The 21,152-nt window shown below is 66.3% G+C and carries 26 protein-coding genes and 2 tRNA genes; 12 read left to right on the top strand and 16 right to left on the bottom strand.

Going from position 1 to position 21,152, the window contains the following annotated elements; translation table 11 throughout:
• Positions 1-27: 27 nt before the first annotated feature.
• Positions 28-774, bottom strand: coding sequence for a phosphoglyceromutase (locus BWQ92_RS06780; RefSeq protein ID WP_076798849.1), 747 nt, complete (start codon positions 772-774; stop codon positions 28-30).
• A 79-nt stretch (positions 775-853) separates the two neighbouring features.
• On the opposite strand from BWQ92_RS06780, the gene BWQ92_RS06785 reads away from it, so the two are divergent.
• Positions 854-1,684: a class I SAM-dependent methyltransferase gene (locus BWQ92_RS06785; RefSeq protein WP_172804257.1), complete on the top strand. Its 831-nt coding sequence runs from the start codon at positions 854-856 to the stop codon at positions 1,682-1,684.
• On the opposite strand, the gene BWQ92_RS06790 is transcribed toward BWQ92_RS06785, so the two are convergent.
• Positions 1,669-2,025 carry a DUF2516 family protein gene (locus BWQ92_RS06790; RefSeq protein ID WP_076798850.1) on the bottom strand — a complete coding sequence of 119 codons (357 nt, stop codon included), beginning with the start codon at positions 2,023-2,025 and terminating at the stop codon, positions 1,669-1,671. The genes BWQ92_RS06785 and BWQ92_RS06790 overlap by 16 nt on opposite strands.
• A 9-nt stretch (positions 2,026-2,034) precedes the next feature.
• Positions 2,035-3,219 (bottom strand): trans-sulfuration enzyme family protein, encoded by a 1,185-nt coding sequence (locus tag BWQ92_RS06795; protein ID WP_076798851.1) that lies wholly within the window; start codon positions 3,217-3,219, stop codon positions 2,035-2,037.
• A 125-nt stretch (positions 3,220-3,344) separates the two neighbouring features.
• On the opposite strand from BWQ92_RS06795, the gene tmk reads away from it, so the two are divergent.
• The 3 genes from tmk (at position 3,345) to BWQ92_RS06810 (ending at position 6,768) form a co-directional block, all read left to right on the top strand.
• Positions 3,345-3,992 (top strand): dTMP kinase, encoded by a 648-nt coding sequence (gene tmk, locus BWQ92_RS06800; RefSeq protein WP_377958377.1) that lies wholly within the window; start codon positions 3,345-3,347, stop codon positions 3,990-3,992.
• Positions 3,989-5,134, top strand: a complete 1,146-nt coding sequence (locus BWQ92_RS06805; RefSeq protein WP_076798853.1) for a DNA polymerase III subunit delta' — start codon at positions 3,989-3,991, stop codon at positions 5,132-5,134. Before tmk ends, BWQ92_RS06805 begins: the two co-directional genes overlap by 4 nt.
• Positions 5,135-5,196: 62 nt before the next feature.
• Positions 5,197-6,768: an alpha/beta hydrolase gene (locus BWQ92_RS06810; RefSeq protein ID WP_076803562.1), complete on the top strand. Its 1,572-nt coding sequence runs from the start codon at positions 5,197-5,199 to the stop codon at positions 6,766-6,768.
• Positions 6,769-6,780: 12 nt separating this feature from the next.
• Here BWQ92_RS06810 and BWQ92_RS06815 read toward each other — a convergent pair whose 3' ends face one another.
• Positions 6,781-7,548 (bottom strand): HAD family hydrolase, encoded by a 768-nt coding sequence (locus tag BWQ92_RS06815; protein ID WP_083706237.1) that lies wholly within the window; start codon positions 7,546-7,548, stop codon positions 6,781-6,783.
• 223 nt (positions 7,549-7,771) lie between these two features.
• Here BWQ92_RS06815 and BWQ92_RS06820 point away from each other — a divergent pair.
• Positions 7,772-7,844, top strand: a tRNA-Thr gene (locus tag BWQ92_RS06820).
• A gap of 590 nt (positions 7,845-8,434) precedes the next feature.
• The gene (locus tag BWQ92_RS06825) at positions 8,435-8,824 is read left to right on the top strand and encodes an Hpt domain-containing protein (RefSeq protein ID WP_076798854.1); all 390 of its coding nucleotides are present in this window, start codon (positions 8,435-8,437) and stop codon (positions 8,822-8,824) included.
• 20 nt (positions 8,825-8,844) lie between these two features.
• Here the strand turns inward: BWQ92_RS06825 and BWQ92_RS06830 are convergent, their stop codons facing one another.
• Together BWQ92_RS06830 and BWQ92_RS06835 are read right to left on the bottom strand one after the other, a co-directional pair.
• On the bottom strand, positions 8,845-9,615 hold the full coding sequence (locus tag BWQ92_RS06830; RefSeq protein ID WP_236783135.1) for a hypothetical protein: 771 nt from the start codon (positions 9,613-9,615) through the stop codon (positions 8,845-8,847).
• Positions 9,616-9,874: 259 nt separating this feature from the next.
• Positions 9,875-10,348, bottom strand: a complete 474-nt coding sequence (locus BWQ92_RS06835; RefSeq protein ID WP_076798856.1) for an SRPBCC family protein — start codon at positions 10,346-10,348, stop codon at positions 9,875-9,877.
• A 184-nt stretch (positions 10,349-10,532) separates the two neighbouring features.
• Between BWQ92_RS06835 and BWQ92_RS06840 the strand changes: the two genes are divergently transcribed.
• Positions 10,533-10,865 carry a spore germination protein GerW family protein gene (locus tag BWQ92_RS06840; protein ID WP_076798857.1) on the top strand — a complete coding sequence of 111 codons (333 nt, stop codon included), beginning with the start codon at positions 10,533-10,535 and terminating at the stop codon, positions 10,863-10,865.
• Between the two features lie 42 nt (positions 10,866-10,907).
• Here BWQ92_RS06840 and BWQ92_RS23495 read toward each other — a convergent pair whose 3' ends face one another.
• Positions 10,908-11,075: a hypothetical protein gene (locus tag BWQ92_RS23495; protein ID WP_157365119.1), complete on the bottom strand. Its 168-nt coding sequence runs from the start codon at positions 11,073-11,075 to the stop codon at positions 10,908-10,910.
• Positions 11,076-11,282: 207 nt separating this feature from the next.
• Positions 11,283-11,546, bottom strand: coding sequence for a GlsB/YeaQ/YmgE family stress response membrane protein (locus BWQ92_RS06845; protein WP_003801204.1), 264 nt, complete (start codon positions 11,544-11,546; stop codon positions 11,283-11,285).
• 435 nt (positions 11,547-11,981) lie between these two features.
• Here BWQ92_RS06845 and BWQ92_RS06850 point away from each other — a divergent pair, with 435 nt between their 5' ends.
• From BWQ92_RS06850 to BWQ92_RS06860, 3 genes are all read left to right on the top strand, one after another.
• Positions 11,982-12,227 carry a hypothetical protein gene (locus BWQ92_RS06850; protein WP_076798858.1) on the top strand — a complete coding sequence of 82 codons (246 nt, stop codon included), beginning with the start codon at positions 11,982-11,984 and terminating at the stop codon, positions 12,225-12,227.
• A gap of 95 nt (positions 12,228-12,322) precedes the next feature.
• Positions 12,323-13,441, top strand: coding sequence for a hypothetical protein (locus BWQ92_RS06855; RefSeq protein WP_076798859.1), 1,119 nt, complete (start codon positions 12,323-12,325; stop codon positions 13,439-13,441).
• 39 nt (positions 13,442-13,480) lie between these two features.
• Entirely contained in the window at positions 13,481-13,660 is a 180-nt protein-coding gene (locus tag BWQ92_RS06860) for a hypothetical protein (protein ID WP_076798860.1), read from the top strand.
• A 184-nt stretch (positions 13,661-13,844) separates the two neighbouring features.
• Here the strand turns inward: BWQ92_RS06860 and BWQ92_RS06865 are convergent, their stop codons facing one another.
• The 8 genes from BWQ92_RS06865 to BWQ92_RS06900 all read right to left on the bottom strand — a co-directional run bounded on the left by BWQ92_RS06865 (position 13,845) and on the right by BWQ92_RS06900 (position 20,470).
• Complete coding sequence (locus BWQ92_RS06865) at positions 13,845-14,690, bottom strand: aldo/keto reductase (protein WP_076798861.1); 846 nt, start codon at positions 14,688-14,690, stop codon at positions 13,845-13,847.
• A gap of 113 nt (positions 14,691-14,803) precedes the next feature.
• The gene (locus BWQ92_RS06870) at positions 14,804-15,247 is read right to left on the bottom strand and encodes a hypothetical protein (protein WP_076798862.1); all 444 of its coding nucleotides are present in this window, start codon (positions 15,245-15,247) and stop codon (positions 14,804-14,806) included.
• A gap of 6 nt (positions 15,248-15,253) precedes the next feature.
• Entirely contained in the window at positions 15,254-15,976 is a 723-nt protein-coding gene (locus tag BWQ92_RS06875; RefSeq protein WP_083706238.1) for a bacterial proteasome activator family protein, read from the bottom strand.
• 37 nt (positions 15,977-16,013) lie between these two features.
• On the bottom strand, positions 16,014-16,214 hold the full coding sequence (locus tag BWQ92_RS06880; protein ID WP_076798863.1) for a hypothetical protein: 201 nt from the start codon (positions 16,212-16,214) through the stop codon (positions 16,014-16,016).
• A gap of 45 nt (positions 16,215-16,259) precedes the next feature.
• The gene (locus BWQ92_RS06885; RefSeq protein WP_076798864.1) at positions 16,260-16,475 is read right to left on the bottom strand and encodes a YbdD/YjiX family protein; all 216 of its coding nucleotides are present in this window, start codon (positions 16,473-16,475) and stop codon (positions 16,260-16,262) included.
• Positions 16,475-18,775 (bottom strand): carbon starvation CstA family protein, encoded by a 2,301-nt coding sequence (locus tag BWQ92_RS06890; RefSeq protein ID WP_236783136.1) that lies wholly within the window; start codon positions 18,773-18,775, stop codon positions 16,475-16,477. The genes BWQ92_RS06885 and BWQ92_RS06890 overlap by 1 nt, the downstream gene beginning before the upstream one ends.
• A 161-nt stretch (positions 18,776-18,936) precedes the next feature.
• Entirely contained in the window at positions 18,937-19,479 is a 543-nt protein-coding gene (locus BWQ92_RS06895) for a PadR family transcriptional regulator (protein ID WP_076798865.1), read from the bottom strand.
• Between the two features lie 7 nt (positions 19,480-19,486).
• The gene (locus BWQ92_RS06900) at positions 19,487-20,470 is read right to left on the bottom strand and encodes an NAD(P)H-quinone oxidoreductase (protein ID WP_076798866.1); all 984 of its coding nucleotides are present in this window, start codon (positions 20,468-20,470) and stop codon (positions 19,487-19,489) included.
• 113 nt (positions 20,471-20,583) lie between these two features.
• Here BWQ92_RS06900 and BWQ92_RS06905 point away from each other — a divergent pair.
• Positions 20,584-20,671: transfer RNA gene (locus BWQ92_RS06905), tRNA-Ser, on the top strand.
• Positions 20,672-20,892: 221 nt separating this feature from the next.
• Positions 20,893-21,129, top strand: coding sequence for a hypothetical protein (locus BWQ92_RS23155; protein WP_083706239.1), 237 nt, complete (start codon positions 20,893-20,895; stop codon positions 21,127-21,129).
• Positions 21,130-21,152 lie beyond the last annotated feature (23 nt).

Consider the following 21,152-nt stretch of genomic DNA (forward strand, 5'->3'; position numbering starts at 1 on the left):
TAGTCAGAGCCAGCGGAGGCCGGCGGGCTACTTCTTGCCCTGGTTGGCCACGGCCAGGATGGCCTCGGCTGCTGCCTCGGGGTCGAGGTAGGTTCCCCCGCGGGTGATCGGCTGGAAGTTTTCGTCCAGGTCGTAAACCAGCGGGATGCCGGTGGGGATGTTCAGGCTGGCAATGTCGTCGTCGCTGATGCCGTCCAGGTGTTTGACCAGGGCGCGCAGGGAATTGCCGTGGGCGGTGACAAGGACCGTCTTGCCGGCCTTCAGGTCTTCCTTGATGTCCGATTCCCAGTACGGGAGGAGGCGGATGAGGACGTCCTTGAGGCATTCGGTGCGGGGCAGGTCATCGCCGAGGTCCGCGTAGCGCGGATCGCGGGACTGGGAGAACTCGCTGCTGTCGTCCAGGGGCGGCGGCGGGGTGTCGTAGGAACGGCGCCACAGCATGAACTGGTCCTCACCGAATTCGGCCAGCGTCTGGGCCTTGTCCTTGCCCTGCAGCGCACCGTAGTGGCGCTCGTTCAGGCGCCAGTCGCGCTTGACCGGGATCCAGCCGCGGTCAGCCTTGTCCAGGGCGATGTTGGCCGTGTTGATGGCACGCTTCAGGAGCGAGGTGTAGAGGATGTCCGGGAGAATGTTGTTCTCAACCAGGAGCTCTCCACCGCGTGCTGCTTCCTCGCGGCCCTGGTCGTTCAGGTCAACGTCCACCCAGCCGGTGAACAGGTTCTTGGCGTTCCATTCGCTGTGGCCGTGGCGCAGCAGAATCAGCTTGTAAGTCATGATTTTCATCCTAGCCGAGCGCGGCCAGCGGGCGCCGAGAGTTACATCACGCGGCAGTGCGGCCCGATAGGCTAAGGCCGTGGTGCAGAAAGCAGAGCGGGTGGTGACCAGCCGGGGAAAGCCGGTGGGGAACGTGACCCGCGGAACCACCAACCCGAACCGCATGCGCCGGCTGGACCGGTGGCTGGCCGGGCCTCAGGCCTGGCGGCTCCGGCGGGCGGCTGACCCGCTGGTGGTGGACCTGGGTTACGGCGCTTCGCCCGCCACCGCCGTCGAACTCTTCGAACGCCTTCAGGCGGTACGGCCGGATGTGCGCGTCTGCGGGATCGAGATCGAACCCGAGCGCGTGCGTGCCGCGAAGCCCCTGGAACGGCCGGGCCTGAGTTTCCGCAACGGGGGATTCGAACTTCCGGTACCCGGGAATCCGGTGTTTGTGCGCGCCTTCAACGTGCTGCGGCAGTACGAGGAAGGGGATGTCCGGCGCATCTGGGAGCTGGTGCAGGGCCGGCTGGCTCCGGACGGCCTGTTCATCGACGGAACGTGCGACGAGATCGGCCGCCGCTCCGCCTGGATTGCCCTTGATGCGGAGCGCCCGGTCAGCCTCACCGTGTCGGTGCGGTTCGGCAGTTTCAGGCTGCCGTCCGAGGTTGCCGAGCGCCTGCCCAAAGCCCTCATCCACCGCAATGTTCCCGGCGAACGCATCCACACGCTGCTGCAGTCGATGGACCGGGCCTGGCTCGAGGCCGCGCCGCTGGCGCCTTTTGGAAACCGCCAGCGGTGGACGGCCATGTGCAGGGCACTGCTCGACGGCGGGTGGCCGGTGCACGATGGCCCCTCGCGTTGGCGCCTCGGGGAACTTACCGTCGGGTGGGAGGCAGTGGCACCGGACGCTGGTTACCAGGGGCCGTAGGGGCCCATGTTCCTGCTGCCGCCGCGGCCGGCGTCCTTCACAGCGGGCCGCACATCGGCCAGGTAGACGGAAGCTGCGACGACGGCGGCGAGGCCGAACAGGCCCAGCGGGCCCAGGAAACCACCGGATCCCCCGCCCAGCACGGACAGTGCCCCGACAGCCAGGCTGCCGCCAGTCAATGCCAGCCAGAACGTCTTGGTGCGCTTGCCCACGGCCTCGAAGGCGTTGGCCCGGTGGCGGACGCAGTCAAAGAAGGCCCAAACCTCGAGGGCGAGTGCTATCAGCCCCAGGATGTAGTAGACCGTGCTCTCAACGTAGAAAATCAGTAGTCGTCCGTCCACCAGCCCAGCCTATCGGTCCAGGGCGTCCAACGCCTGCTTCAAATCGGCCCAGAGGTCCTCGACGTTTTCGATGCCGACGCTCAGCCGGACCAGGTTCTCGGGGACGCTGGCGGGTTCCGCGGCATGCCGGCGCCGGCGCTCGATGAGCGATTCAACCCCGCCGAGGGACGTGGCCGGCAGCCACAGGTGCAGGCCACGGACCAGCCTGTCCGCAGTTTCCGCGGCGCTCAGCCCGCCTGCAGCGGCAACCTGGACGCAGAGGATGGAACCAAAACCCGTCATCTGGGACTTGGCCAGATCGTGTCCCGGGTCGGACTCCAGGCCCGGATACCGCACGCTCTCCAGGGCGGGGTGCGCGCTCAGCCTCTCGGCGAGCACCGCGGCCGACGCCTGGGAGCGTTCAATCCGGAGGGCAAGGGTCCGCAGGCCCCGCAGCGCCAGCCATGCCTCGAAGGGCCCGGCGATTCCGCCATGGATGATGCGGTGGTGCAGCAGGGTTTCACGCAGTTTCGCATCCCCGGTCACCAGCGCGCCCAGCACCACGTCGGAGTGGCCGGCCAGGTATTTGGTCACCGAGTGAAGAACGACGTCGGACCCCAGGCTGAGCGGCTGCTGCACCAGTGGCGTGGAGAAGGTGTTGTCCGTGACGACGATGGCGCCGGCGTCGTGGGCGGCCTGCGTGAGTGCACGGATGTCAGCGATGCCGAGCATCGGGTTGGTGGGGCTTTCCAGCCACAGCATGTCCGCAGGCTTGCCGCCCTGCGGCGCTATCTGGGCGCGGACTGCATCGGTGTCCGCGATGTCCACGGTGCGGAGTTCGAGCAGGCCCTTTTCCGCCAGTTCGGCGGCCATCACCAGGGAACCGGAATAGCTGTGGGACGGCATGACCAGGACACCCCCGTTGGGGATGAGTGACAGAGCGGAACTGACAGCGGCCAGGCCGGAGGAGTAGAGCAGGCCCGGGAGCGAGGCACCTTCGAGCTGGCCAAGGGCCTCCTCGAACGGGTCCCACGTCGGGTTCGAGTAGCGGCCGTAGCCCCGGTCGCCGTCGTCGAGCGCGCCGGTGCCGAAATATGTGGAGGAGAGCACGATGGGCGGGTTGACCGGCGCATCGTGTTCACGGGGCGGGCGGCCGGCGGCCACAACCACCGTTTCGGCAGACAGTGAGGCGGCGTGCTGATCGGAAAGGCTCATGTTCAAAGGGTACGTTGGGTGCCTGCCCGCTGAAAAAAGCGCTGCCGCCTGCCGCTTCTGACCGCCTGCCCGCGCCCCCGGCGGGCTTTTTCGTCGGTGGATATCGGTAGGCTGGATAAGTGAATATGCAGAGCCCCGGACTTTTCATCGCCTTCGAGGGCGGTGACGGTGCCGGCAAGTCAACACAGGCGGCCCGGCTGGCCGGGTCGCTCGAATCCCGCGGCCTCACCGTGCTGCGGACGCGGGAGCCCGGCGGAACCCCGATCGGCGAGAAGCTCCGTTCCCTGGTGCTGGACCACGGCCACGGCCATATCGATGCCCACACCGAAGCCCTGATCTTTGCCGCGTCCCGGGCGGCCCACGCCAGCCAGGTCATCAGGCCCGCACTGGCCCGTGGCGAGGTGGTACTGACGGACCGCTACATCGACTCCTCCGTGGCCTACCAGGGCGCTGGCCGTGGCCTCGGCGCGGACGCTGTGCTGAGCGTCAACGAGTGGGCGACGTCGGGGCTGCGGCCGGATCTGACCGTGCTCCTGGATGTCCACCCGGCCGAGGGACGCAGCCGCCGCACCGCCGGCGACGCCGCCGAGGACCGAATGGAGTCCGAAGCCGACGAGTTTCACGCGCGGATCCGGCAGGCATTCCTGGACCTCGCCGCGGCCCGGCCGGAGAACTACCTGGTACTGGAGGCCGGCCTGCCCGTCGAGGAAATCGCGGGACTCATCCTGGGGCGGGTCGAAGAGCTCCTTGCAGCAGCCGGCAGGCGGCCATGACCGTCTGGGATGACCTGCAGGGGCAGACCGCCGTCGTCGCCCAGCTGCGGCAGGCGGCCATGGGTGAAGGGCTCACCCACGCCTGGCTGTTCACGGGGCCCCCGGGGTCCGGCCGTTCAAATGCCGCCAAGGCCTTCGCCGCCGCGCTGAACTGCGACCAGGACGACGTCTCGATGCGCGGCTGCGGCACCTGCGCGGCGTGTCTGACCATCCTGGGCGAGACGCACGCCGACGTCTCCTTTGTCCGCACCGAAAAGGTGACCATCACCATTGAGGAGGCCCGCGAACTCGTGGCCACCGCGGGCAACCGGCCGTCCTCGGCCCGGTGGCGGATCATCGTGGTGGAGGACGCCGACCGCATGGCGGAGCGCACCACCAACGTGCTGCTCAAGGCCATCGAGGAGCCCACGCCGCGGACCATCTGGATGCTGTGCGCCCCCTCCCCCGCCGACGTCCTGGTGACCATCCGGTCCCGGTGCCGGGCGGTTGCCCTGCGGCTGCCGCCCGCCGCGGATGTCGCGGCGCTGCTGGTGAAGCGCGACGGCGTGGATCCGGCTCTTGCCGAGCGTGCAGCACGCGCGGCCCAGTCCCACGTGGGCATCGCCCGGCGGCTGGCCCGCGACGCCGAAGCCCGGGAGCGGCGGCTGGAAACCGTCCGGTTCCCGCTGGGGCTCCGGGGCATCACGGCGGCCGTGATGATGGCTGACAAGCTCGTGAAAATCGCCACCGAGGAGGCCACGAGCTCCAACGAGGAACGTGACGCCGCCGAAAAGGCTGCCCTGCTGGCCACCCTGGGCGCGCCGGAGACCGGAACCCTGCCGCCCGCCATGCGCAGCCAGGTGAAGCAGCTCGAGGACGATCAAAAGCGGCGTGCGAAGCGCTCCATCACCGATTCCCTGGACCGTACCCTGACCGACCTACTCTCGTTCTACCGGGATGTCCTGATTATCCAGCTGGGGAACGCAGTGGAACTGGTGAACGTTGAGCTGAGGAGCGAGCTGGAAGAGTTCGCCCAAAGGTCCGGGCCGGAAGTGACCCTCGCCCGGATGGACGCGATCAACAACGCCCGCAAGCGCATCACCACCACCAACGTCGCTCCGCTGCTGGCCGTTGAGTCAATGGCCGCAAGCCTGATCCAGTAGCCACGCCACCACCCGCAATTTGCCTGACCGAGCTGACGCCGCCTACAAGGAGAAACCGCATGATGTCTGCACCGCCTCTGTCCTCGCGACCCCGGACCCTCGCGGCCGGGATGCGGGCGGCCGGCGCCATGGCGCTGGCCGTGCTGCTGGCATCGTGCAGTGCCCTGGGCACGTCCAAAGACGACTCCTCCCAGAACAGCTCCACCGGACAGGCCGACCCCTCCATAGCGGCGGCCGCCCCCGAGGAGCTCAAGGCCTTCTACTCCCAGAAGATCATCTGGGAATCCTGCGAGGACAAGCTGCAGTGCGCCAAAGTCAAGGTGCCTGTCGATTACGCGAAGCCTGCCGGCGACACCATCGAACTGGCTGCCGTGAAGATCTCCACGAGCGGGGACAAGAAGGGCAGCCTGCTGGTCAACCCGGGCGGTCCGGGCGCGTCCGGCTACGACTTCGTCAGGGACGCCGGCAACAGCCACTTCTCCGAGAGCGTGCGCGCCAACTACGACCTCGTGGGCTTCGATCCGCGCGGCGTCAAGCGTTCCGCGCCGGTCACGTGCCTCACCGACAAGGAGCGGGACGAGGTCCGGGCCAAGATCTACACGCCTGACACCGACGCCGGGCTCGCCACGCTCCTCGCGGACAACAAGGCCATCGCGGCCAAGTGCGCGGAGCAGACCGGTCCCGTCCTCGGCCACATCGACACCGTCAGCGCAGCCAAGGATCTGGACGTCCTGCGGGCCGTGCTCAACGACTCCAAGCTGAACTACGTGGGCTTTTCATACGGGACCTTCCTCGGCTCCACCTACGCATCGTTGTTCCCTGACAACGTGGGCCGCCTGGTTCTCGACGGCGCCATCGACCCCACGCTCAGCGCCGAGGAACTGACCCTGGGCCAGGCCCGGGCTTTCGAAAAGGCGCTGCGCGCCTACGTTGAGCATTGCCTGGGGGACGAAGGCTGTCCCCTCAGCGGCACGGTCGACGACGGCGTGCAGCAGATCCGCGACCTCATCAACTCTGTGATCGAGACTCCGCGCAGCGCCAAGGACGGCAGGCAGGTGGGCGGCAACCTCTTTGTCAGCGGCCTGATTGTGCCGATGTACGGCAACGAAAGCTGGCCGGCCCTGACCCAGGCCCTGGAAGCCGCCATGAAGGGCGATGTCAGCCCCATGCTCCGCCTGGCCGACCTCGGCGCGGACCGCTCCCCCAGCGGCAAGTACACGTCCAACACGGCATTGGCCTTCGGCGCGATCAACTGCCTGGACTACCCCATGAGCAGCGATCCGGCTGCCATGCGCGCAGAAGAGCAGCGGCTCCGCGAGGCCTCCCCCACCCTGGGTTACTTCTTCGCCTACGGTGGTGCGAACTGCGCCGACTGGGCGTACAAGAGCGTCCGTACCCCGTCAGCCGTCAAGTACAGCGGTTCCGCACCCATCGTCGTCATCGGTACCACCGGAGACCCGGCAACGCCGGTGGAATGGGCCAGCGAACTGCGGAAGCAGCTGGGCAACGCATCCCTGCTGACGTTCAAGGGTGAGGGCCACACCGCCTACGGACGGTCCAACAGCTGCATCCGGGACGCCGTGGACAAGTACCTCGTGGACGGCAAGGAGCCGGCGGACAACACCGTCTGCTGATCCGGGCCGGCCTCAGAGCCGGGACGCCCGCCGCTCCAGAAGGGCCGGGAAATCCTTGATGGAAGGCACAACATCGGTGGCACCGGCGCCGCGAAGCGCAGCCTCGGAATGCGATCCGGTGAGTACCCCGGCCGCCACCGACGCGCCGGCGCAGAGGCCGGAATGGATGTCCGCCGTGGAATCCCCCACGACGGCGACCTTCCGGACATCGTCGATGTCGAGGGCCAGGACTGCTGTCAGGACCATATCCGGGAACGGCCTGCCCCGGCCGGCATCAGCAGGGCACAGGCTGAGGTCGGCCAGCCCCATCCAGCCGAGCGACTCCAGCACCATGTTCTGGGTGTGTCGCCCGAAGCCGGTGGCCAGGCAGACCTTGATGCCGGCGTCCCGGAGCCAGCCGATGGTTTCCTCCGCCCCGGGGACGGCCCGGACCCCGCCGTCAGCGATGAGCTCGTCACAGTTCAGCTCGAACCTCTTGTTGGCGCTGGCAGCTGCCAGCGGGTCGTCGAACAGCTCGCTGAAGACCGTCATCCGGGAGATGCCGGAGCGCTCCCGGGCGTAGCGCAGCATCCCTTCGAAGCGGACAGAGCCCGCCGGGACTCCCTGTTCCACCAGCGTGCGGGACAGCGCCCGGTCCATGAGGCCGCCGTCGTACACCGTGGTTCCCACCATGGCCAGCACGGCCAGCCGGACGGGCTGTCCATGCTCCGCCGCGTCCGCGTTCATCAGAAGCGCGCTGTGCAGTGCGCTGCCGGTTGAGATTGAGCTGTCTGGTGTCATGGTCGAGCTCCTTTGCCGCTGGAGCGCAGGCGTACTGCGCCACACTGTGGGACCCAGCATCGCGGCCGTTGCTGTTGCAGGCCTGAACCGAATCCGACGGCGGAATGAACGTCCCGCCAACGTCAATCGCAGCCTGCGGACGCTCATTTTGACCCGGACGCGGGGACTCTATTACAGTTGTCTCTTGCATGAACCGGCCGGTTTTCCGGCTGATTGGTGCGGTGCTTCCTTAGCTCAGTCGGTAGAGCGTTTCACTCGTAATGAAAAGGTCATCAGTTCGATTCTGATAGGAAGCTCGGGAAGAACCCCGTATTGTCGCTGGTTTTATGGCGGTACGGGGTTTTTTGCTGGTTAACCTCCAATGCGCGCGTGCACCTACGGCCTCAGTTGCCGGTCCTGCGCAGTAGCCTGCGGAGCCAAAACCACAGGAGAAGTACCAGGACGTGGATTGCCGAGATCTCGCCGCTCAGGTGGAGGGGCAGGAGCCATCTTCTCCGAAGACCACGTCGTGAACGGCCAAGTGCAGCCTTGGAGGATCAGACTACGCGCCCCTGCCGCCTCGCCACCAAGGGTTAGTACAAGGAATTTATAAACCTCGACGGCCTCCACCAAAGCCGCGCGCCTTTTCTTGAGCCAAGATTGAGCGGCATCCGAGGGGTCCTTGAGTCAAGTGAAGCATAGTGTTGGGTGCCGGTTTTCTTGAGCCAAGATTGAGCGGCATCCGAGGGGTCCTTGAGTCAAGTGAAGCATAGTGTTGGGTGCCGGCAGGGACGCCGGTGATGCGCCGACAAACAACCCCAAAAACGTCCCCTCCGTCGTCTGGCCCCAGAACCGCGGCGGAGGGGGCCCATCGGAAGGCAGCACGCCCGTGCAAAATCACCGGCTGATGGCTGAAGCATCTGAGCCTACCCTGGACGGGCAGTACCTCCGGCGTCTGGCAGAAGTGTGTTCGCCGGATGCGGCTGACTCCTTCGCGGACAACTACGGGGCCCTCCTCCGCCAGCGCGTTGACCGCATTATTCGGACCATCGGCGTCGGGGACCGGGGGAAGGCGGTGGATGCCGCACTCAGCCTCCAAACGGCGTCGGCCATGGCAGGTGCCCTGCGCATGAGCCACCTGTGCGCCAAACTCGAGAAGGCCCTGGTCGCCGCTGACCTGACAGCTGCCGCAGGCACGGCGCGGGAAATCGACGTTCATTTGCCGGAACTGCAGGGAGCCCTCCTGGGACGCCCACGCCTGGTTTGCCATGCCAGTCCGGACACCACACCGTCCTGACGAAGCCCCTTGCCAGCACCTCAGCCCCGGGCACATGCCGCGGCCACAAAGTCATAGATCTGCGCACGCAACGTGGTACCGGCGGGGATCTTCAGCAGCCCCGTGCGTCCTCCCACGCTCACGTGCAGGGGCAGCAGCGTGCCCACCTTGTCCTCGGCAATGGCATGCGGATCGCAGCGTGCAGGCCGGATCCGCAGGCGCAGCTCAGAGCGACCCGCCCCCTGCACGATCCGGACATCCCGCGGCCACGGCTCCTCCGCCGGCTCAGCAATCAGGGTGGTTCCGTCGATGCTCCCGATGGTCAGCGGCCGCCCCGCGGCGTCATTGCTCGCCGTGCTCGTTCCCTTGGGCGTGATGACCAAGCGGACGACGGCGGTGCTGCCGTCCGCGGCAGCCTCAAGGCGGGGGTCCAGGAGAATGTCCGCGACGGCGGCCGCGTCCGACGCCAGGCACAGTTCCGCGTTGTTCCGCTCAAGGACCCTGAAGGGGTCGGCGGCCACCGGCTCCGTCTCCCGCAGGCCCGCCTGCCCGGGCTCGGAATACCTGACGCGGGCGGTTGGCTGCTGCCCTGCGGTTTGGCCCTGGCATACGGGGGACGGTAGCCGGACCGGAAGACTCTTCGGCTGGTTGGGCGGCAGTTCCAGGCTGCCGCCGGCTGGCTCCCCCAGCATGTCCCCTTGGAACAGCGGGGACGCAAGCTGCGCACCGGCCACGGTCAGGGAACTGCCGGACACGTTGGTGAGAAGGAGCTGGATGGCCTGCTTTCCGTACTGGTCTCGTGACTGGTTCACCTCCACCGTTATCGGCAGTTGCTGAACTGACTCGCGGGGTTCCGGGGGCTCCGGCGGTGTGCAGGCCGGCAGCGCAGCAATCGCCGCCGCCAAGGCGATGGCCACGACTACGAGCCCCCGGCGTGGGTGATGTCCGCGGGCACGGGACCTGCGCGCATGGGTCCCGGGCACAACAGAGCACGGGCCGCAGGCCTGTCGTTCATGCAACAGGTCCACGGCCAGTGCTTCCAGTGTTACCTGGTCTTAGTGCTGTGCGGTTCTAGAACTGGCCGGTCGGACCGGTGTCCTTGACTTCGCCGCGCCAACCGCCGGTTTCGGTGCCGCGTGATTCGATGAAGTCCTTGAACTTCCGCATGTCGGCCTTGACCTGCATCTCGTCGATCTTGAATGCAGCCCCTGCCTTCTCAGTCACGGTTTCCGGTGCCCATTCGAAGTGGACCTTTACCTTGCAGTGATTGGCGTCCAGAGGCGTAAACCTAATGATGCCGGCGTGGGACTTGCCGTCCGTGCTCCGCCAGGCAATCCGGTCATCAGGCTCCTGATCCACAATTTCTGTATCAAATTCCCGCTTCACACCGCCGACCTTCGTAACCCAGTGATTGGTGGTGTTGCTCAGCTGGGTTACGGATTCCACACCAGACATGAACTGCGGAAATGATTCAAACTGCGTCCACTGGTTGTAGGCCGTATGGACCGGAACTGCGACATCAACGGTCTCTTCAACAGTTTCCATCTGCTTCCTCCTGTCATAACGGGGTGGCCCGAAAGGGGGCCATCGGCAGTTGCCGCCGTCTCCAACAACAGCCGCCACCTGAAAGGTAGGTCCGCCGCTCGCCTGTGTCCAGACCCTAAAAATGACTGGATCAGGGAAATCCGGAGGTGCTGGTTACCTTATCCAGAAGCCCTAGAGTGGGGCCATGGCAGATGCAATGCAGTCCCTGACTGACACTTTCAAGAATGTGGGCGTGGCCAGGTCCTACGGCGACCCGGTGCGGCTCGGCGGGAAGGAGATCGTTCCCGTTGCGCTCGTTTCCTTCGGATTTGGCGGCGGCACCGAAGGCGGTGATCCGGAGGCGGCGGGTTCCGGCGGCGGAGGCGGCGGATTCGTTTTCCCTCTGGGCGTCTACGTCCAAAACGACGGCGGCCGGCTGGTCTTCCGCCCGAACCCCCTGTCGGTGACGGCTTGCTTGGTCCCGCTGGTCTGTGCCGTCGGCTTTGCGCTGCGCGGCGCACTGCGGGCGCGGGGGTAGCCTCCCTGTTCAGCCGGGAAACGGCAGCTTCGACGGGCGCCGCTACGCCACGCCGTCGGCGGTGCTCCGGTCCCTAAGGTGGGCCAGCAGAGCCTTTTCCGGGCTGCCCGGGTTTTCTTCAAGGTGGCGCAGCAGGCTGATGCGCACATCCGGACCCGTGGCAACCTCAGACAGAACGTCGACGATGACGTCCATGACCTGACGTCTCATTGTCCGATCCTCAGCAGCGCGCGTCATGGGCACCTCCCGTACTGCCGCGAACGCTTCCCCCCGGTTTGTTGTTTTCGATCGAGACTATTCTCTCGAGCAAATCGTTGCTCCCGGCGGCCCCGCTTGCCGTGGAGACGCAGGGGAACCAGTGGGGCCGGCCCTTGCCTGGCCGGCCCCACTTGCAGATCCCGATGCTGTGAAGTCAGGTCAGACCCGGCTTCTGCGTGTTACGGCGCCGTAGATCAGCAGCACGATCACAGCTCCAAGGATGGACAGCAGCCAGGTCCGCAGGTCGAAGAAGTCACCCAAGCCACCACCGAAGATTAGCGAACCGATCCAGCCGCCGAGGATGGCCCCGACGACACCCAAGACGAGGGTGACTATCCAACCGCCGCCCTGCCTCCCGGGAAGAATGGCTTTTGCAATGGCCCCCGCAATCAGACCGAGCAGGAGAAATCCAAGAATTCCCATGATGCACTTTCCTTTCCACCAGACAGGTACCGCGGGTGTGGCACCAGCTATAGAGATGAGTTAATCAGCATGCTTAGTAGCTGGCAAGCATCCGTTGCCCGTGACGTCAAAATTCTCTTGTCAGGCCTTTGCCGGCGGTGCTATAAAAATCGGTATCAGTCAGCATTGGAACTCAGGTCAAGGAGGATCCCCGGCAGGAAGTCAATTGCCTCATGGACCGGGACGGGATACCGGTAAACGCAAAGCTGCTTATTGGGCGGTGAGCTTAGAGAGAACGCCACAGCACAAATTGTGCAGGTGCAGCATCATCAGCGTGCGGATCCTAATCCCGCTAAGTGGTCCCCGGTTGCAGGAGCAGCCGGGGACCACATCACCCTAGCTGCAAAGGGGCAGCGGCAGCATCCGGAGTCATTGAGCTTGTTGTGGTGAATTCCAGTGGATCAGGCGACACTCGTCAACTATGCGTTCGGCTATATCGCAATTGCGATAGCCGTTTTTCTTATGTTCCTGCCGGTGATCGCCAGTCTGGGCCTTCTTCTGCTCGTGGCCGGCGCCGTGCAAGTCATCGTTCTGCTTCTCAATGCAGTGGCCATTGGCCTCTATAAAGCTGTCCTCAGGATGTATCACCACCTTCTGGACAGGTGGCAGAACCGCCCGCGCGGCAGGCTGACCGCACACTAAGGCGGAAGAGCGCTCCGGCGCTGGCGTCTCCCCATATCGCCCGCCCCACGCGAGGGCGTGCTGAGACCTGCGCGCCGGTACATATGATGGCTGTCATGGAGGAGGAACTGGAGCGGGCCGCCCAGGCCCTGTACGCGCTTCCCTTTGACGAGTTTGTCGCCGCCCGCACGGCCGCCGCGAAGGACGCCGCCACATCCAACAAACCTCTTGCCCAGGCGATCCGGAGCCTGCCGAAGCCTTCCGTGGCGGCATGGGCGGTCAACATGCTGGCCCATCACCACCCCGGCGCCGTACAGCAGCTGCGGACTCTCGGACAAACCATGCAGGAGGCGCAGGCTTCGCTCGATGCCGCAGCACTGAGGGAACTCGCCAAGGAACGGCGGAAGCTCCTCGGCTCCGCCGTGGGTGAAGCCCGGCTCGCCGCTGAGGAGCAGGGCCGGAAGGTCAGCGATCCCGTGGCCACGGAGGTGGAAGAGACACTCCGCGCTGCCACTGCCGATCTGGCCGCTGCCGCCGCCGTCGAAAGCGGACTGCTGCTCCACGGGCTGTCCGCCGACGGCGTGGACCAGGTTGACCTGAGCAACGCGGTGGCCGTTCCGTCCGCGCTGGGCAAGCTGCCGCCGCCACGCCCGCTGGCTGTACCGGGTGCGGCACGGCGTCCGGCGGACGGGGCACAGCGCCCGGCTGGCGGGGCACAGCGCCCGGCTGGCGGGGCACAGCGCCCGGCTGGCGGGGCAGCGAAAGGGCGCCGGGAAGAGCCGGCGGCCTCGGAAGCACCGGCGACTCAGCGCACACGGACCCGGCCGACGAAGGCCGCAGCCCGGACGGATACCGGCGCGGCAGCCCCAGAGCGCGAAAAGCCGCGCCTCCGCGCCGTACGCACCTCTCCCCGTCCCGTCACGCCGTCCCTGTTGGAGAAGGCCGAGGCAGCGCTGGCGGAGGCGGAGGAAGCTGCTGCCGATTCCGCCGCCGAGGCTGCACGCCGCGCCCAGGCCCAGGAGGAAGCCGCGGCAGCCTTCGTCCGGCTCACCGCAGAAGTCAACGAGGCACGGCAGCGGCTCCGGACACTGGAACTCTCGCTCGACGCCGCCCGCAAGGAACGCGAGACCGCTGCCGCAGAGGCGAAGCAGTACGCCCGGGCAGCGGAGAAAAGCGAGCGTTCAGCCTTGCTGGCGAAGGAACGTGTGCTCCGGCTCAGCAACACGCCGGACTGAACTGCCAAAAATGTCAGACCCCGGTTGCACCATGGAGCCATGGAAAATAATCAGGAATTCCACGTAACGTACTTCGACGCAGACTCCGGCCGGATCCGCAGCGAGGTCTTCGACACCGTGGCGGCGGCAGAGCGTTTCGCCAGCCGCAACATCACCGGCGAGGACAGCTGGGCCATCATCGACGCCGTCGCGGTCCAGCAGGAGCAGCTCGCCGCCTAGCTGTACTAACCCGGCCCCCGCCGGCTGACCAGCGAGGCCTCCTTAACGCTGAGAGGCCCCGCCTGTCGCTTGAGCGAACGTGGCGGGGCCTCTCAGCTGGCAGCCTGCGACTTACCGGGCCCGAGGACCCGGGCGAAGCCCCGGCGGGCTAAGCGAGGTCAGCGGGCTGCTCGGGGGCCAGAGGCTAAGCGAAGTCGGAGACAGCCGGGTCAGGCCCGATCCTGCCGCTTCCTTCGGCGGTGCGGTCCAGCCCGTTGATGGCCTCGACGTCGGCAGCATCCAGGGTGACGTTCAGGGCGTCAAAGTTCTCGCGGATCCTTGACTCGGTGACGGACTTGGGAATGACGACGTTCCCGATGGCCAGGTGCCAGGCGATAACCACCTGTGCCGGGGTGGCGCCGTGCTTCTGCGCGATACCCGCAATAACCGGATCCTCCAGCAGCTCGCCGCCCTGGCCCAGCGGAGACCATGCCTGGGTCAGGATGCCCCGGGAGGCATTGAACTCGCGCAGTTCCGACTGGTTGAAGTACGGGTGCAGTTCCACCTGGTTGATGGCGGGAACCACGCCGGTTTCATCGATGATCCGCTGCAGGCCTTCGATGGTGAAGTTGGAGACGCCGATGGACTTGACCTTGCCGCGCTTCTGAAGCTCGATCAGAGCCTTCCACGTGTCCACGTACTTGTCCTGCTTGGGCTGGAGCCAGTGGATCAGGTACAGGTCCAGGGTTTCAAGGCCCAGGCGCTCCAGGGACTCCTCGAACGCGGCAAGCGTTGAGTCGTAACCCTGGTCGGAGTTCCACAGCTTGGTGGTGATGAAGATTTCCTCCGGCGACAGCCCGGAGCTCGCGATCGCCCGGCCCACACCGGATTCGTTGCCGTAGATCATGGCGGTATCGATGTGGCGGAACCCGGCCTGGAACGCCTGGAAGACAACCTTCTCGGCCACGTCGTCTTCAACCTGCCAGACCCCGTAGCCCAGCTGGGGAATGGTGTTGCCGTCATTGAAAGTCAGTGTTGGTGAAGAAGTCATGTCTCCATCCTGCCAACAACAGAACTTGAAGCCCGCCGAATATGGTGAAGCTAAGCTAGCCGCGTAACGGACCGCCTCCGGGAATATTTCCGCGGCGTGCTAAACGCACGGTGTCAGGACTCGGAAAGTTTCCGCTCGGCGTCGGCCACCTGCTCAAACACACTTTCCGCACGGCGCCAGACGGAGGCCGCACCAACGGGTACCGGCCCCACGGCAAGCCGGAGCATCGCGGCCGCCTCGGCGGTGGCAGCCAGCGAATTGCCGGCCTTGGACAGCGCACGGTGGACGCCGGACAGGGAGTGCGGAATATCCAGGCCGTCGCTGGGCGAGCGCCGCTGCGCCTCGACGCAGATCTCCCTGACCCGGCCGGAGAGGCCGGCCAGCTGGTTGGCTATCTCGACCAGCTCCGCGTACAGCTGTTCGTCCTCCACGCCCTCAAGCACCTGATGGTACCGGTCCAGGCCGCGGTGGAACCGGTCATGGGCGCGGCGCCAAAGGCCCTTGCCCAGTTCTGCGTCGTCTTTCCGCCCCTGCCGGGCGGCCGTGAAAAATCCCAAAGAGGCCTACAGGTACTGGCCGGGGCCGTGGTCGGAGTCTTCCTTCCGGCCCGGGTGGAGCGGGTCGGCACCGGGCTGGGGCGCCCTGGCGCGCTGCGGTTCGCCGTTTTCACCGATAACGACGCCGGGCGCGATGACGGTGCCGGGCGGCAGCTGCCGGAGCTGCATCTGGGCCAGGGTGTGTTCCCGGGCTGCGTGCTGGGCGGCAATGGCGGTCTGGATGCCATGGAACAGGCCTTCCAGCCAGCCCACCAGCTGGGCCTGGGCGATCCGCAGTTCGGCGTCAGAGGGCGTGGCGTTGTCCGGGAAAGGCAGGCTGATCCGTTCCAGCTCCTGCACCAGTTCCGGCGCCAGCCCGTCTTCAAGCTCCTTGATGGAGCGCTCATGGATTTCCGCCAGACGGCCCCGGGCAGCGTCATCCAAGGGCGCCGACTTCACCTCTTCCAGCAGTTGCCGGATCATGGTGCCGATCCGCATCACCTTGGCGGGTTCATCCACAAGGTCCTGCAGGTTGGCGGCTTTGGGCTTTTCGGCTTCGACCGGACCGTCAGCGGCGCCAGCGTCCAGGGTGGTACCTTCCACCGGCTCCTCGTCCTCCGCCGCCACAGCAGGCTTTGCTGCCTGCTGCCCGTCTGGTTCCGACGCGGGCTGCCTGCCCGGCTGGCCGGGCTGCACGGCGGCCTGCGGATCCGCCGTCTGGATGCGTTGAGTGTCTTCGGGATCGCTCATGCGTTCATACTCTCACGCGCCCGGAACGCGGAGTCCGTCAATGAAGCTCCTTGACCAGGATTTCGCCTTCGTCCTTAGCGAAACCGCAGCCGCCGTAAAGATCAGCCAGCCACAGGAGAACCGAGTGGCCGGCCGGGACGTTCCGGGCGCCGTCGGGGGTTAGATCCCCCGACGGCGCAATGGCCGGATCTTCGTCAAAGAGGTTGCCCGTGGCTGCCAGCGCGGTAGGCGCCGGCAATCACCGGCACGATCCTGCGGATGGCCAGTCCGGGGACTGCCGCGGTCAGCAGCACCTGCCCTGCGGGTTGGTGTCCTGGCGGTCCGTCCTGTCCCGCCAGAACGTCCGCTCGTCCATGGGAGGCGTGCTGTGGCCTGCCGCCGCATGGTGCTCCAGGTACTTCCGGTAGGCGTCGGCACCCATGACCCCTTGCAGGTACCGGGCAATGCCGCGGAAGGCTCCTGCCACCGGATGCAGCAGCCCGGCCGGTCCGGAGCTCATCAGTGGTGGCCTGCCCGTTCGGTGCGCAGGTCCGCGGGAAGCTTGTTCCACTCCGCCATGAGCTCGCGCTCGGCCGGGGAGGGAACCAGCCCGGCGGGTGCGTATACCCGCGACGGGTGCGGCCGGTCCTCGTTATTGACGTTGGGGACGCCGGCCGCGGTGTTCCTGAAGGCCTTCACGGTGGCGGCCACCGCCGTGACGATCACGATGATGCTCAGGACGACGAAGATGACGGACAGCCAGCCCTGGATCATGGTGTTGCGGACCACGGCTTCCATGGCCGCCGTGGTCTTGGCCGTGCCGAAGGACGTCTTCCCCTCAGCCAGTGCCTTGCTGAAGGCGGCGTTGTTGGCGAAATACCCCACCGCCGGGACGGACGAGAAAATCTTGTGGATGCTCGCCGTGATGGTGACGACCGCCGTAAAGGCCAGCGGCACGGCGACAATCCACAAGTACCTGAACGTGCCGCGCTTCGCGGCGATGGCCATGCACACCGCCAGGGCGATCGCGGCCAGCAGCTGGTTGGCGATGCCGAACAGCGGGAACAGGGTGTTGATTCCGCCCAGCGGGTCGGTGACGCCCATCAGCAGCACGGCTCCCCAGGCGCCCACCATGACGGCTGTGCACAGCCACGCGCCCGGCCGCCAGGAGGCTTCCTTGAACCTGGGGGCAAAGTTGCCGATCGAATCCTGCAGCATGAACCGCGCAACGCGCGTTCCGGCGTCGACCGCTGTGAGGATGAACAGAGCCTCAAACATGATGGCGAAGTGGTACCAGAAGGCCATCATGCCGGGGCCGCCGATGAACTGCTGCATGATGTGGGCGAGGCCGACCGCCAGTGTGGGCGCACCGCCGGAACGCGAGACGATGCTCTCCTCGCCGACGTTTGCGGCTGTCTGGGCCAGGACGTCAGGGGTGATGTTGACGCCGGCCAGGCCGAGGCTGTTGACCCACTGGGCCGCCGTCTCCACCGTTCCTCCGGTGAGCGCCGCGGGGGCGTTCATGGCGAAGTAGATGCCGCGGTCGATGGAAATCGCTGCGACGAGCGCCATGATGGCCACGAAGGACTCCATCAGCATGCCGCCGTAGCCGATGAAGCGGGTCTGCCGCTCCTTCTCGATGAGCTTGGGCGTGGTGCCGGAAGAGATCAGGGCGTGGAAGCCGGACAGCGCGCCGCAGGCGATGGTGACGAACAGGAACGGGAACAGTGCTCCGGAGAAGACAGGCCCGTTCTCGCGGCCCGCGAACTCGCTGAAGGCGGGAACGGCGATTTCGGGGCGCACGACGATGATGGCCACGGCCAGCATCACGATCACGCCGATCTTCATGAACGTCGAAAGGTAGTCACGCGGTGCGAGCAGGAGCCACACCGGAAGGATGGCGGCGATGAAGCCGTAGATGATCAGGCCCCAGGCGATGGTGACCTTGTCCAGGTGGAAGAACGCGGCGCCCCACTCGGTGCCGGCCACGGCGCCGCCGCCGATGATGGCAGCCATCAGCAGCACGAAGCCGATGATCGAAACCTCCATGACCTTGCCCGGCCGCAGGTACCGCAGGTACACGCCCATGAACAGGGCGATCGGGATGGTCATGCCTACCGAGAAGACGCCCCAGGGGCTCTCCCCCAGCGCGTTGACGACGACGAGCGCCAGGATCGCGACGATGATCACCATGATGAGCAGGGTGGCGATGAGAGCGGCCGTACCGCCGATGACGCCGAGTTCCTCACGTGCCATCTGGCCGAGGGAACGGCCGCCGCGGCGCATGGAGAAGAACATGACCATGTAGTCCTGGACGGCGCCGGCCAGGACAACGCCGATGATGATCCAGATAGTGCCGGGGAGGTACCCCATCTGGGCGGCGATGACGGGGCCCACGAGAGGGCCAGCCCCGGCAATGGCCGCGAAGTGGTGCCCGAAGAGGACGTTGCGGTCCGTCCGGACAAAGTCCTTGCCGTCGGCCTTGTACTCTGCCGGCGTGGCGCGGCGGTCATCCGGCTTGAGCAGATACCGCTCGATGACCTTGGAATAGAAGCGGTAGCCGATCAGATAGGTGCACACCGAGGCAAACACGAACCAGATGGCGTTGACGGTTTCGCCCCTGATCAGGGCAAGCATGAACCAGGCCACGCCGCCCAGCAGGGCGATGGCCACCCAGGTGGCAATTTTTGCAGGGGTCCATCGGCGCTCCTCCGCGTCGCGGACCGCATCATCAACGGACGCCGGCGGCAGCGCTGCGTCGGCGGCGGGATTGGGGTCCTCGGCCGCTGTTCGGGTCCCGTCCTCAGGCGTGGTGCCCATGTCTCCTCCTTGAGAGTCCCAGCTGGCACAGAGTGTGCCACCGGCACCCTACCAGCGGGTAGGACAATAGGCTTGGCCATTCAGGGCGCCCTACAGCAGGAATCGCCGAACGGTCCCGGTGCCGCGGTGAGCGGACGGCCCGGGCCCGTCCTTGCCGGATGTCAGAGCGGCCCGGAGGCCTGCGCAAGCTGCAGCATCCTGGCCTCGCAGAGGTCCAGCCAGCGGATCTCGGCCTCCGTCTGGAAGACCAGCGAATCCAGCACCAGCAGCCAGGCCGTATCAGCGGCCCGCTGGTTTGCGGCGGTGTCCCGCCGGGACTTCGTGTAGTCCTGCAAAGCGCGCATGGACGCTCCACGCTGGGCCTGGATAATGGCTGCCACGTCCACCCCCGGAAGGGTGACGGCGAGCGCCAGCTTGATGGCGAGTTCGTTCCGGGGCGGGTTGCTGCGCTCCACCGGCGCCTCAAACCAGCCCTGCACCTCCGCCTTACCTGCTTCGGTGATGCTGTAGACGACGTGGCCTTCGCCGTCGCCGCCGTCGTTGCTGACCAGGCCGTCGCGTTCCAGCCGGTCCAGGGTGGTATAGACCTGCCCGATGTTCAGCGGCCAGGCGGATCCGGTGCGGTCTTCGAATTCGACCCTGAGTTGGTAGCCGTAACGCGGCTGGTCCTGCAGGAGGGCGAGGAGGCTATGGCGGATGGACATCAGGCTCTCACATCACCAGCAGGACCTTGCCCACGTGCTCGCCGGAGTCGAAGTACCTGTGCGCCGCCCTTGCCTGATCCAGCGGGAAGGTCTTGGCCACCAGCGGGTGGATGCGCCCGTCAGCGACGAGGGGCCACACGGAGTCCCTGACCGCCGTCATGATGACGCCCTTTTCGGCAGCGGGGCGGGGGCGGAGCGCTGTGGCCACCACGGCAGCACGCTTGCGCAGCAGCTGTCCTAGGTCCAGTTCCCCCTTGGCACCGCCCTGCAGCCCGATGACGACGAGCCGGCCGTAATCCGCCAGTGCGTCAACGTTCTTCTGCAGGTACTTGGCGCCCACGACGTCCAGGATGACGTCGGCACCCTTGCCCCCGTTTTGGGCGCGGAGGCTCTCGGCGAAGTCTTCCTCCGCATAGTTGATGGCGATGTCGGCACCCAGGAATGCCTTGGCGGTGCTGACTTTTTCGTCGGTGCCCGCAGTGGTGGCCACGGTGGCGCCCAGGGCCTTGGCCAGCTGGATTGCCATGGTGCCGATTCCTCCGGTGGCACCGTGGATCAGGACCGTCTCCCCCGGCTGCAGCTGCGCGGTCATGACCAGGTTCGAGTACACGGTGGCCGCCACCTCAGGCAGGGCGGCAGCGGTGACCAGGTCCACGCCGTCGGGGATCCTCAGAACCTGTTCCGAGGGCACAGCGACCTGCTGCGCATAGCCGCCGCCGGCCAGCAGCGCCACCACCTTGTCCCCGATGGAAAACGGCTTGGTGACGCCGGGCCCGAAACCCGCGATCCTGCCGGAAACCTCCAGGCCGGGGATCTCCGAGGCACCCGGCGGTGGCGGGTAGTAGCCCCTCCGCTGCTGGACATCGGCGCGGTTCAGGCCGGCCGCCACAACGTCGATAAGGACCTCGCCCTGGCCCGGCTCGGGAGCCGGCACCTCGCGGATTTCCAGCACTTCCGGCCCGCCGGGCTCCGAGATAAAGACGGCTTTCATGGCGAACTCCCGATTTCTAGCTGATTCCTGCCCCAAAAATACTGTGCAGCGGCAACAACTGCCACGCGGCGGTTTTTGTTGGAGCCAACTGCCTATGAAACACTACTAGTTAGGGAAGGTTGTCCGAGCGGCCGAAGGAGCTGGTCTTGAAAACCAGTGTGCGGTAACCCCGTACCAAGAGTTCGAATCTCTTACCTTCCGCGCAGGGACCGCCGCCGTGCAGAAAGCACTGCGACGGCCAATTAGAAGGCCGTCCGGGCCAACCGAAGGGTTGGTTCGGCCGGCCTTTTGCGTGGGCCGGCAGGGCCTTTTTACCCTGGTAAGTGGTGGCCCTGACCGGCGGCAGGTAGGGGTGCGGACGGTGGGCCCGAAAATCAGGTAATCCGAGTACCTGCCCGGCAAAATTCGAGTACGCGCCACTCATGCGCAGCAAGGGCCCGAAGGCGTTCACTGTAACCAGCACCGCTCTTTCCCTCGATCGTGGGACGGAGTTTCCGCATCCACCGTTGCATGTGGGGGTCGAGGTCATGGGCAAGGCCGAGAAGCAGGGCCTGAGGTATTCGGACTACTACTGGTGCATGTCGCTGAAGGACTTCACCGAGTGGGTCGAGGCCGACGACGACCAGGAGCCGGGTACTTCCTACTCGGAGCAGCGCTGACGGTTTTGGGCCCTGCCCCTTAT

The organism is Arthrobacter sp. QXT-31, from assembly GCF_001969265.1.
In the GTDB taxonomy this organism is placed as follows: domain Bacteria; phylum Actinomycetota; class Actinomycetes; order Actinomycetales; family Micrococcaceae; genus Arthrobacter.

What these genes read in the sequence shown, in the direction of transcription:
- BWQ92_RS06845 (WP_003801204.1), bottom strand. Translation starts at nt 11,546, where the DNA reads ATGGGAATTCTTGGATTTCTCCTGCTCGGTCTGATTGCGGGGGCCATT.
- BWQ92_RS06835 (WP_076798856.1), bottom strand. Translation starts at nt 10,348, where the DNA reads ATGGAAACTGTTGAAGAGACCGTTGATGTCGCAGTTCCGGTCCATACG.
- tmk (WP_377958377.1), top strand. Translation starts at nt 3,345, where the DNA reads ATGCAGAGCCCCGGACTTTTCATCGCCTTCGAGGGCGGTGACGGTGCC.
- BWQ92_RS06805 (WP_076798853.1), top strand. Translation starts at nt 3,989, where the DNA reads ATGACCGTCTGGGATGACCTGCAGGGGCAGACCGCCGTCGTCGCCCAG.
- BWQ92_RS06855 (WP_076798859.1), top strand. Translation starts at nt 12,323, where the DNA reads ATGGAGGAGGAACTGGAGCGGGCCGCCCAGGCCCTGTACGCGCTTCCC.
- BWQ92_RS06795 (WP_076798851.1), bottom strand. Translation starts at nt 3,219, where the DNA reads ATGAGCCTTTCCGATCAGCACGCCGCCTCACTGTCTGCCGAAACGGTG.
- BWQ92_RS06825 (WP_076798854.1), top strand. Translation starts at nt 8,435, where the DNA reads ATGGCTGAAGCATCTGAGCCTACCCTGGACGGGCAGTACCTCCGGCGT.
- BWQ92_RS06815 (WP_083706237.1), bottom strand. Translation starts at nt 7,548, where the DNA reads ATGACACCAGACAGCTCAATCTCAACCGGCAGCGCACTGCACAGCGCG.
- BWQ92_RS06780 (WP_076798849.1), bottom strand. Translation starts at nt 774, where the DNA reads ATGACTTACAAGCTGATTCTGCTGCGCCACGGCCACAGCGAATGGAAC.
- BWQ92_RS06900 (WP_076798866.1), bottom strand. Translation starts at nt 20,470, where the DNA reads ATGAAAGCCGTCTTTATCTCGGAGCCCGGCGGGCCGGAAGTGCTGGAA.
- BWQ92_RS06895 (WP_076798865.1), bottom strand. Translation starts at nt 19,479, where the DNA reads ATGTCCATCCGCCATAGCCTCCTCGCCCTCCTGCAGGACCAGCCGCGT.
- BWQ92_RS06860 (WP_076798860.1), top strand. Translation starts at nt 13,481, where the DNA reads ATGGAAAATAATCAGGAATTCCACGTAACGTACTTCGACGCAGACTCC.
- BWQ92_RS06890 (WP_236783136.1), bottom strand. Translation starts at nt 18,775, where the DNA reads ATGGGCACCACGCCTGAGGACGGGACCCGAACAGCGGCCGAGGACCCC.
- BWQ92_RS06885 (WP_076798864.1), bottom strand. Translation starts at nt 16,475, where the DNA reads ATGAGCTCCGGACCGGCCGGGCTGCTGCATCCGGTGGCAGGAGCCTTC.
- BWQ92_RS23155 (WP_083706239.1), top strand. Translation starts at nt 20,893, where the DNA reads ATGCGCAGCAAGGGCCCGAAGGCGTTCACTGTAACCAGCACCGCTCTT.
- BWQ92_RS06865 (WP_076798861.1), bottom strand. Translation starts at nt 14,690, where the DNA reads ATGACTTCTTCACCAACACTGACTTTCAATGACGGCAACACCATTCCC.
- BWQ92_RS06875 (WP_083706238.1), bottom strand. Translation starts at nt 15,976, where the DNA reads ATGAGCGATCCCGAAGACACTCAACGCATCCAGACGGCGGATCCGCAG.
- BWQ92_RS23495 (WP_157365119.1), bottom strand. Translation starts at nt 11,075, where the DNA reads ATGAGACGTCAGGTCATGGACGTCATCGTCGACGTTCTGTCTGAGGTT.
- BWQ92_RS06810 (WP_076803562.1), top strand. Translation starts at nt 5,197, where the DNA reads ATGTCTGCACCGCCTCTGTCCTCGCGACCCCGGACCCTCGCGGCCGGG.
- BWQ92_RS06840 (WP_076798857.1), top strand. Translation starts at nt 10,533, where the DNA reads ATGGCAGATGCAATGCAGTCCCTGACTGACACTTTCAAGAATGTGGGC.